The following is a 10,855-nucleotide window of genomic DNA, read 5'->3' on the forward strand; positions in this document are numbered from 1 at the left end:
CTCCGCAACCGTCGTGATTTTGAACAGATCCCGGGGTGGCAGTGGTCAGATTGGCCGATCGCCCCCGAGGAGTGAGAACGGGTGCGATCAGTGTTCCCGATCACACCCACTCCACTGGATTATAAATCAATCTCAGCGCGAATCACATCTTCATGGCGCCGCAGGCTGAAACCCACTTTCTGAGACAGGTGTTGCATGGCACCATTATCCGGCAGAATATCAGCCGTAATTCGCACGAGCTTCTCACTTCGTCCCACTTCAATCAACTGTTGCAACAGTTTCGTTCCTAACCCTAACCCTTGATAAGGGTCAGCCACGAGTAATCCAAATTCCCCTTCATTGGACCCGTGTAACTTCGTCAGACGACCGAATCCGAGGATTTGATGTTCTCCCGTTGCGGGATCTCGGTAATCTGCCACCAGTGCCATTTCGCGATCGTAATCGATAAAGCAAATCCGGGCTAACCGTTCGTGAGAAATTCGGCGACTGAGTTTCAGCAGGTGGAAGTACCGGAAATAGACTGAGCGATCGCTCAAAGACTCATGAAACTTAACCACCAAAGGTTCATCTTCCGGACGAATCGGACGAATTCTCACCGGCGTACCATTCTTCATCGACCACATAGTAATATACTGAGTGGGATAGGGCCGAATCGCTGGACGCGGTAACTCATCGGGATTGCTATCAGGATCGTGAAGTACCACCCTGGCATCTAAGGCGATAATCTGTTCAGGAGATACCAGCAGTGGATTAATATCGGTCTCTTTAATCCAAGGTTGTTCGACGATTAACTGACTAAATCTCACCATTAATTGCTCGATCGCCGCGATATCCACCGGGTCCCGTCCCCGAATCCCCTGGAGGGCTTTGTATATTTTAGTCTGTTCCATCATCCGCCGCGCTAGGGTAGTATTCAACGGTGGCAACCCCAAAGCTCGGTCTTTAAACACTTCCACCAACTGTCCCCCGGTCCCAAATAGCAAGACGGGGCCAAATTGCGGGTCAATACTGCTGCCAACGATTAACTCATACCCGTCTAACTTAATCATCGGCTGGACGGTTACCCCTTGGAAATATTCCGCCCCAGCTTTTTGGGTTACCGAGGTTTCAATCGCCCGATAAGCATTTCCCACAGCTTCAGGACTGCCTAAATTGAGCTTCACCCCCCCCACATCGGTTTTATGGGTAATTCTTTCAGAATACAGTTTGAGAACGATGGGATAGCCGATTTGATTGGCAGAGGCGATCGCTTCAGCTTCACTCGTGGCAATGTGAGTTTCCACCGTAGGAATGCCATAAGCGGCGAATATCTGTTTCGATTCAAACTCAGTCAACAGGTTGCGTCCCTCTTTCCGCGCCTGGGTGATGATTTTCTCAACTAACGCGCGATCGGGCGTGTTTTGGTCATCATCTTTGGGGAGTACCGGCGTCTCGTATAAGGCGCGGAGGTTATAAGTGTAGCGCCACATATAATTAAACAACCGCGCTGCTGTATCCGGATAGGGAAAGGTGGGGATATTCGCTTGATTCAGGAAGTTCGCCCCTTCTCGGACATCTTCCCCTCCCATCCAGCTTGCCAAAATCGGTTTATCTTTGATTTTGGCGTAGGGTTCCAGTTGTTTAGCGGTTTCTGTGGGGTCCGTCATGGCTTGTGGGGTTAAAATCACCAACAATCCATCACTATTCGGGTCTTTTGCAGCCTTCTCTAGGGTTTTGGCATAGCGACTGGGTTCCGCATCCCCTAAGATATCGATCGGGTTGCTACGACTCCAATGAGTGGGTAAAAATTCATCCAGTTCTGAAATCGTTTCTTCTGAGAGTTCGGTGAGTTTTCCCCCTTCGGTAATCAGGGCGTCGGTGGCAATCACCCCGGGACCTCCGGCATTGGTGAGGATAGTTAAATGGGGTCCTTTGGGGCGCGGTTGTTTGGCAAGGACCTCGGACATATAGAAGACGTAGGAGATATTGTTGACGCGCAAGACTCCAGTCCGTCGGAAGGCGGCATCGAGCACTTCATCACTGCCGGTTAAGGTGCCGGTATGGGAGGCGGCAGCTTTGGCGGCAGCTTCGGTATGTCCAACTTTGATGACAATGATGGGTTTACTTAGGGCTACTTCCCTTGCAGCAGAGAGGAACGATCGCGCGTTGCCAATGGATTCCATGTAGATGACGATGCTTTGAGTGTTGGGGTCATCACCGAGGTAATAGATTAAATCCCCCCAACCCACATCCAGCATGGAACCAATGGACATAAAGGCGCTAAAGCCGACATTTTCCCGCAAACTCCAATCCAGAATCGCGGTACAGAGTGCCCCACTTTGGCTGATAAAGCCGACATTCCCCGGTTTTGCCATTTTGGTGGCAAAGGTGGCATTGAGTCCGGAGAGGGGACTCATGACCCCGAGGCAGTTGGGTCCGATAATATGCATTTTACCGCGACGGGCTTCGGCGAGGATTTGCCGTTCGAGTTCGATTCCGGCAGGACCGATTTCTTTGAATCCGGCAGAAATGATAATCGCGCCGGGAATGCCGACATCGACGCATTCGCCAATGATCCCGGGTACGGTTGGGGCGGGGGTGACGATGATCGCCAAGTCTACTGGATCGGGTACAGCGGCAATAGTTGGATAGGCTTTGATCCCCAGGACGTTATCCCGCTTGGGATTGACGGGAAAGACGGCACCACCAAAGGGACTGGCAATCAGATTAGATAAAATGGTCCGTCCCACACTGCTTCGGCGATCGGTTGCACCGATTAAGGCAACATTTTTGGGTTTAAAGATGGCATCAAGGGTTTGCCGTTCGTAATGCAGGAAGTCTTGTGTAGAGACGGCGCGCTCTTTTTGGTCGGGTTTGGTGACAATTGGCTTTTCCATCGCTGGATGTTCCTTAAATATAATCTTCTAAATGGACATTATTCCAGAGGCGACCCGATCTTTTTGAGTAAAAAAGCTTAGAGTTACTTAGCCCTAGCGTACTCACTCCTGTTCGCTATTTCGGGAAAAAGTCACAATCCTTTTAGAATTGTGCAGTCGCCTGGTTCTAAATTGCGTCAGGTTATAGAGTCCCGTTGTTTCCACCTTAACGAAATTGATTGATGCTTGTCAGTGAGTTGGGATACTCCCTGGGGCGATCGCCTCTTCAAGTCACCTGCTGTTAACAATCCCGGAACGCCCGCAAGTGAGACCGCGCCCTTTTGTCAGGAATCCTTGAATATTCAGGCGATCGCCGGTTATCCCCCTAATTTTCTCCCGTTTACCCGTTTATTGCACCGGCAACCCATAACTCCTGAAAATTTCCATCACCGCTTCAATTTGTTCCTCTGTAGGGGGTTCGGTATTTTTAAGTTCATACTCATACCCCAACTGTTCCCACTTATATTCTCCCATTTGATGAAAGGGCAACACTTCCACTTTTTCCACATTGGTTAAGGTGGACACAAATTGGGCGAGTCCTTCCACATTCTCCCGGGTATCCGTCAGATTAGGCACTAAAACAAACCGAATCCAAGCCGGTTTATTAATCTCCTTAAGATATTCCGCAAATTTCAGGGTAGGTTCTAGGGAAACATGGGTCACTTTTTCATAAAGCGCCCGATTATAGGATTTAATATCCAGCAGCACTAAATCTACATAATCCAAAACGGGTTTAGCTGCATTTAATTGGACGTAACCGGACGTATCCAACACGGTATGAATATCTAATTCTTTGCAACGACGGAAGATTTCTCTCACGAATTCGGGCTGCATCAAAGGTTCGCCTCCAGTCACCGTCACTCCCCCTCCGGAAAAGCGCATATAGGACCGATATTTTTGCACCTCTTCGATGAGTTCATCCACGCTGACGACTTTGCCCTCTTCGATATGTCGGCAATCGGGATTATGGCAGTATAAACAGCGTAGGGGACAGCCTTGGGTGAAAATTACAAACCGAATTCCAGGACCATCGACGGTTCCGCAGCTTTCAACGGAATGGATGGCACCGAGGGCTTGAAAGTCTCGAACTGCGGGAGGGGTAGCGGTGGGATTGGCTGTTCTGTTTAGCATGAGGGAGGATGAAAGATGAAGGATGAAGGATGACAAACGACCAATGACCAATGACCAATGACCAATGACCAATGACCAATGACCAATGACCAATGACCAATGACCATTCATCAAAACTACAAAGGTGAGCTAAAGGCCCACCTTTGTAGTTTTGAAAGATTAGATACGTTCGTGGAAGGTGCGGTTAATCACGTCTAACTGTTGTTCACGGGTTAACTTAATGAAGTTGACGGCATAACCGGAAACCCGAATGGTGAGTTGCGGATATTTTTCCGGATGATCCATTGCATCTATCAGGGTTTCGCGATCAAGGACGTTGATGTTAATGTGATGACCTTGATCGTGGAAGTACCCATCTAAAATGCCTACAAGATTGGTAAGCCGATCGCCATCGGTTTTACCTAACGCTTTCGGGACGATGGAGAAGGTGTAGGAAATCCCATCTTGGGCGTGTTCATAGGGCAGTTTAGCTACGGAAGATAAGGCTGCGATCGCCCCTTTGGTATCCCGTCCATGCATCGGGTTCGCACCCGGTGCAAAGGGTTCGCCTGCTTTCCGTCCATCGGGGGTATTCCCGGTTTTTTTACCATAAACCACATTGGAGGTAATGGTTAAAATCGACTGAGTGGGAACCGCATTCCGATAGGTTTTATGCTTGCGAATCTTGTTCATGAAGTTTTGGACGAGATCGGCGGCAATGTCATCTACGCGATCGTCGTTGTTCCCATACTTGGGATAGTCACCTTCAATCTGGTAATCTACGATTAAGCCTTGAGCATTGCGAATAGCTTTGACTTTGGCATATTTAATCGCCGCGAGGGAGTCAGCCACTACCGAGAGTCCAGCAACGCCACAGGCAAGGGTCCGATAAATATCGCGATCGTGCAAAGCGGCTTCAATCCGCTCATAGCAATATTTATCATGCATATAATGGATCACATTCAAGGTATTGACGTAAAGTTTCGCCAACCAATCCAAGAAGCGATCGAATTTCGCCACCACATCCTCGTAATCCAGACTGTCTCCCATCACTGGGGTAAATTCCGGTCCAATTTGTTCCCCGGAACTTTCATCTTTACCTCCATTAATGGCGTACAGCAAGGCTTTGGCCAGGTTTGCCCGCGCCCCGAAAAACTGCATTTGTTTGCCAATTCGCATGGCGCTGACGCAACAGGCAATCCCGTAATCGTCGCCATAGTCGGGCCGCATTAAGTCATCGTTTTCATACTGGGTGGAACAGGTGTCGATGGAAACTTTCGCACAATAGCGTTTGAAGTTTTCCGGTAACCGTTCGGACCACAGAATGGTTAAGTTGGGTTCCGGTGCCGCACCGAGGTTATATAAAGTATGGAGGAAGCGGAAGCTGCTACGGGTGACCAGAGAACGTCCATCTTCACCCATGCCACCGATACATTCGGTCACCCAGGTGGGGTCGCCAGAAAATAGTTGGTTGTAGTCCGGGGTCCGTAGGAAGCGCACCATCCGCAGTTTCATGACGAAATCATCAATGATTTCTTGGGCGGTGGTTTCAGTGAGAGTGCCGTTTTTCAGATCACGCTCAAAGTAGATATCCAGGAAGGTAGACACCCGTCCCAAGGACATCGCCGCACCATTCTGTTCTTTGACTGCGGCAAGATAGCCTAAGTATGTCCACTGGACGGCTTCTTGGGCATTGTTGGCGGGTCGTCCCAGGTCAAATCCATACCCGGCACCCATGTCTTTGAGTTCTTGCAAGGCCCGAATTTGTTCGCAGACTTCTTCGCGCAGTTGGATCACGGGTTCAGTGATCGCATCGAATTCCAGGGATTCTAGCTGATGTTTCTTGTCGGCAATCAGGCGGTTCACGCCATAAAGTGCGACGCGCCGATAGTCCCCAATAATTCGTCCCCGTCCATAAGCATCGGGCAATCCGGTGATGATCCCCGAATGTCGGGCCGCCCGCATTTCCCGGGTATAGCCATCAAATACACCGTCATTATGGGTTTTGCGATACTGGGTGAAGGTTTTTTCAGTTTCCGGGTCGAGTTTATACCCGTAGGCTTCTAACCCGGCTTTGACGATGCGAATCCCCCCGTAAGGCATGATGGCACGTTTCAGGGGTTTATCGGTTTGCAGTCCGACAATCCGTTCTAAGTCGCGATCGATATAACCCGGACCGTAGGCGGTAATCGATGCAGGAATCTTGGTTTCCGCATCTAATACACCCTTGATCCGTTCTTCTTTCATCAGTTCGGTGACTTTCTTCCAGACCGTTGTAGTGCGTTCTGTCGCCTCTGCTAAGAAGGTCTCATCTCCTTGATAAGGTTTGTAATTTTTTTGGATGAAATCCCGAACGTCAATTTCTTTACCCCATTTGCCGGTCACGAAGCCTTGCCATTCCTCGCTAATGGCGGTTTGTTTGCCCGGTAATTCTGTTGCTTGGGGAGATTTTACTGAAGTGGAAACCATAGTATTAATTACCTCGAATCGGTAAACCGTTTTGCTTGTTCTCTATCCACTCTTTTAATATAGCGCACAATTCAATCTACTTTTCATTTTCTACTTTTTTTTATAAAAAATAAAGAAACTCCCTGGGGGTGGATGCATTCTGGATGGGCTGTAATTGCTGCTGTGGGGTGGGGGATGACTGCTACTGCCTAGGCGGTCGGAATTGTCAAGGTTTTCTTAAAATATTATAGATTTTCTTTGGAATTGTTTAATATTTATAGTGGGGGAGATGGCAAAATTTAGGGTAGGATTGACCCTTGCATTTTTTTTTGTTTTCCGGTACAATGAAAGGTCAATATTTTAAGGTTTTGGATCCGGAGATTCTGATCCGTGGCACTGGATTTGCTGCCAGGTTTCTAGTTCGGTGAAAAATTGCGATCGCATCGCGTCAGAGGAAATTCACGACTTCGGGACTCTCAATTGCAGAGGTCCCGTGACCAATTTGGGTAATGCCAGCGGTGGCGGCAGCGGCATGGATGCTGGCGGGACCGTCCATTTCTCCGGCATGAACTTTGACTTTTTTGCCTGAGTCTTTAGCGATCGCCAAGGCATCTTGAAAGCGATCGCCACGGGTTTCAGGAGTTTCTAACCCATGTAGGTCAAATCCGGTGGAGTGCCTCCCGGAGGGTACTCCATCGAGGCGCACCTTCTAAATGCAGGTGCAGTTCAGCTTTGGGCATCTGATCAAGGGCGACTAACATCCGCGAAGGTTCCGACTCTACCATCAGGGTGGGGTACGACTCTCGTAATTTACAGTCCATCTATCTTGAACTCTATACTCTTGTGTATAGACGACTTCTCCTTATTCGCAAAAAGAGACGTGGTTCCTAAGTTTAGCAAAAAACGTTGCGATTCACAACCCTTTTCATGAATTTATGTAACGAATGTTATTGTTCCTTGTTATTTAACCGAGAGCTTTCATTATAAGAGTTGCAATCTTTTAGGTTCAAGAGTCGCTACATAGCTGATTGGGATTACCCTTTAGCTTCTTTGAATAAAAAAAAGAGAGGTTCAGTCTGTTGTCCAGGAACAGAGGGGATAACCTTATCCCAAATTTCGTAATATTTTGTAATTGTTTTAAGGCATTAATTCGCTTATGATAAACTCAAAAGCAAAAGACAAACCCCTGCGACTTAAACCGCAGAGCCGGTAATCTCCTAAATTGTAGAAAGTCGGATCTGCCTCAATCCCAAACCCAACGAACGAAGAAATGGGGACTTGCCTTGAACCCTAGGTTCAGCCGCTTTCAGCGAGGTAACCCTCTCGGGATGAGACGCCTCGAAAACAGACCGAAAACTACAGTGTTAGGAGATTCGTTGCAACTCCCCGATCGCTTTAGGCCGAGAAGCACCGGATCAACAGACAGACGGAGCAGAATCAATCCTTAGATTTACCAAACGCAGACAACTCAAAAAGTTTCTCAACCAAATAGTTGCTAATCTAACCCGGTTAGCGCACAACCCAAACACAACTCCAGTCCCAACACAACTTATTGGCATAATCAAAAACGAGGACTAACAAATGAGCGTTCAAAACTACAACACATCCCCCAAAGAAAACAGGGAAGAAGCCACCAGTTCCACCCGCAATACCTATCAAGACGTATCCGCATCTAAGACCATTAAGAATACCTTGGCATATAACGAAGCCCTAACTACCAGGAAAGAAACCCTAACCTTAGAACATGACCAAACCCCCAAAACCTACGGACTAGAAGTCCTAGGCATGAAAAACCTAGGCCATGTCTATCGCAACCTCTCGATTCCAACCTTGGTCGAACACGCCTTAGCCCGGGCGGAAGCGATCCTCGCAGACAATGGCGCACTTTGTATTAATACGGGAAAATATACCGGACGGTCTCCCAATGATAAATTTATCGTAGATGAACCGAACAGCCGGGACGAAATCCACTGGAATAAACTCAACGTTCCCATTTCCGAACAGAACTTCAAACGCCTCTATCGTCAAGTTCTCTCCTACGTTCAGGGTCGAGACCTTTATCTGTTTGATGGGTATGTCGGGTGCGATCCCAACTACCGAGTTGGCGTGAGAATCATCAACCAATACGCCTCACAGAATTTATTCGCGCATCAACTCTTCATTCGGGCGACAGACGAAGAACTTGCCAACCATCAAGCCGATTTCACCGTAATCGCGGTTCCCGGTTTGCAAGGTGACCCAGAAATCAACGGCATCAACTCCGAAGCCTTTATCGTCGTCAACTTTTCTCAAAAAATCGTCATTATCGGCGGTTCTAAATATGCCGGGGAGATCAAAAAATCCGTATTCTCCTTGATGAACTACTTTATGACCAAGCGGAACGTCCTGCCGATGCACTGTTCGGCAAACATGGATGACAAAGGCAATACCGCCTTATTCTTCGGACTCTCCGGTACAGGTAAAACGACCATTTCAGCAGATCCGACCCGTCAGTTAATTGGGGATGACGAACATGGTTGGTCAGAAGATGGCATCTTTAACTTTGAAGGCGGATGTTATGCGAAAACGATCGCCTTGTCCAAAGAAAACGAACCGCAAATCTGGGATGCCATCCGGTTTGGTGCCTTGATGGAAAACGTCGTCCTTGATCCCGTTACTCGTCATCCCGACTATGATGATAACAGCTTGACCGAAAATACCCGGGCTGCCTATCCCATCGACTATATTCCCAATGTCGTGCTTCCCAGTGTCGGCGGACATCCAACGGCGGTCATTTTCCTCTCAGCCGATGCCTTTGGCGTCTTGCCTCCGATCGCCAAACTGACGAACCGGCAGGCGATGTATTACTTCATGTCCGGTTATACCAGCAAACTCGCCGGAACAGAACGAGGAATTACCGAACCCGAAGCCACCTTCTCCGCCTGTTTCGGCAAACCCTTCCTCCCCCTCTCCGCTACCGTGTACGCAGAAATGCTCGGTGAACGCCTGCGGAAACATAATACTACCGCCTCCGTATATCTCGTCAATACCGGATGGTCTGGTGGTCCTTATGGCGTCGGCAGCCGGATTAAAATTAAATATACCCGGGCAATGGTATCAGCAGCCCTGAGTGGCGAACTCGATCACGTCACCTGTCATCCACATCCCATCTTCAAAATGTTGATTCCCGAAGCCGTTTCCGGTGTACCCAACGAGATTCTCGATCCGCGCAATACCTGGGCGGATCAAGAGGCTTACGATCGCCAAGCCAAAGAACTAGCCAGCCGCTTTGTGGATAACTTCAAACGCTTTACCACCGCCAGTCAGGAGATTATCGACGCCGGTCCTAGCTTTGAATAACTGAAGCGCACAGTAGAGAATCCAGGATGTCAGGAACCTGAATGCACCTGATGTCCTGATTCTCTAACTCAATATAAAACTTATAGCGGTTCTTGCCAAGAGTGCGATCGGCCCTCACCCCAAACCCCCTTCGACCCTTCGACTGGCTCAGGGCTCAGGGCTCAGAGTCGAAGGGGGCTTTAGACACTAACTCATGAGTCCACCGAACCGCTATATACCCGATTGACTCGGGCAGTTTTCTTGAGGTACTCCTCACGTTTCCTGTAGAGGGAAAGGTGGCTCTTCCGGGGCTCTGCTCGATTTCTAAATTCTTTCTAAAGAAATACAATCTCTCTCAAAAGTCTGAAAAGCTTGACGAGATGTCGCTGGAATAACACGAACTCGGGGAGATTGCTGCTAAAGTACAAGTTGTTTGTTTACAGAGGAATGTAGTTCATGGGAACTTTAAAAGTTGGGATTAATGGATTTGGACGGATTGGACGCCTAGTCCTGCGTGCCGGAATCAACAATCCCAATCTGGAATTTGTGGGGATTAACGACCTGGTTCCTTCCGATAACCTGGCCTATTTATTCAAACATGACTCAACCCAAGGGCTATTTCCCGGGTCGGTCAAAGCGACTCCCGAGGGAATTGAGATTGATGGTAAGTTTATCCCCTGTACCGCCATCAAAGACCCCACGGAACTGCCTTGGGGTAAAGTCGGTGCCGATTACATTGTCGAGTCTACGGGACTGTTTACCACCCTAGAAGGGGCTACCAAGCATATTAAAGGGGGTGCCAAGCGCGTCGTGATTTCCGCACCGACGAAGGACCCGGACCAAGTACGGACTTTCCTAGTTGGGGTCAACCACGAGACGTTTGACCCAGCGAAAGATACTGTCGTTTCTAATGCCAGTTGCACCACGAACTGTCTAGCGCCGGTTGCCAAGGTGATTAATGACAATTTTGGCTTCAGTGAAGGGCTGATGACCACCGTGCACGCGATGACAGCGACTCAACCCACGGTAGATGGACCGAGTAAAAAAGACTGGCGCGGTGGCAG

The 10,855-nt window shown here is 48.8% G+C and carries 7 protein-coding genes; 2 read left to right on the plus strand and 5 right to left on the minus strand.

The window, feature by feature from the left end; genetic code table 11:
- Nucleotides 1-119 precede the first annotated feature (119 nt).
- From J0895_RS20205 to J0895_RS20225, 5 genes are all read right to left on the minus strand, one after another.
- Nucleotides 120-2,876, minus strand: coding sequence for a bifunctional acetate--CoA ligase family protein/GNAT family N-acetyltransferase (locus J0895_RS20205; protein ID WP_207089798.1), 2,757 nt, complete (start codon nt 2,874-2,876; stop codon nt 120-122).
- A 387-nt stretch (nt 2,877-3,263) separates the two neighbouring features.
- The gene (gene pflA / locus J0895_RS20210) at nt 3,264-4,046 is read right to left on the minus strand and encodes a pyruvate formate-lyase-activating protein (protein WP_242541450.1); all 783 of its coding nucleotides are present in this window, start codon (nt 4,044-4,046) and stop codon (nt 3,264-3,266) included.
- A 159-nt stretch (nt 4,047-4,205) separates the two neighbouring features.
- Complete coding sequence (gene pflB, locus J0895_RS20215; RefSeq protein ID WP_242541451.1) at nt 4,206-6,494, minus strand: formate C-acetyltransferase; 2,289 nt, start codon at nt 6,492-6,494, stop codon at nt 4,206-4,208.
- Nucleotides 6,495-6,921: 427 nt separating this feature from the next.
- Nucleotides 6,922-7,179: an amidohydrolase family protein gene (locus tag J0895_RS26860; RefSeq protein ID WP_207089799.1), complete on the minus strand. Its 258-nt coding sequence runs from the start codon at nt 7,177-7,179 to the stop codon at nt 6,922-6,924.
- Complete coding sequence (locus tag J0895_RS20225; RefSeq protein ID WP_207089800.1) at nt 7,133-7,294, minus strand: hypothetical protein; 162 nt, start codon at nt 7,292-7,294, stop codon at nt 7,133-7,135. The genes J0895_RS26860 and J0895_RS20225 overlap by 47 nt, the downstream gene beginning before the upstream one ends.
- Nucleotides 7,295-8,054: 760 nt before the next feature.
- Here J0895_RS20225 and pckA point away from each other — a divergent pair.
- Together pckA and J0895_RS20235 are read left to right on the plus strand one after the other, a co-directional pair.
- Nucleotides 8,055-9,812: a phosphoenolpyruvate carboxykinase (ATP) gene (pckA, locus tag J0895_RS20230; RefSeq protein WP_207089801.1), complete on the plus strand. Its 1,758-nt coding sequence runs from the start codon at nt 8,055-8,057 to the stop codon at nt 9,810-9,812.
- 435 nt (nt 9,813-10,247) lie between these two features.
- A partial coding sequence (locus J0895_RS20235; RefSeq protein WP_207089802.1) for a type I glyceraldehyde-3-phosphate dehydrogenase occupies nt 10,248-10,855 on the plus strand: 608 nt, incomplete at its 3' end.

Source organism: Phormidium pseudopriestleyi FRX01 (assembly GCF_017313335.1).
In the GTDB taxonomy this organism is placed as follows: domain Bacteria; phylum Cyanobacteriota; class Cyanobacteriia; order Cyanobacteriales; family Laspinemataceae; genus Laspinema; species Laspinema pseudopriestleyi.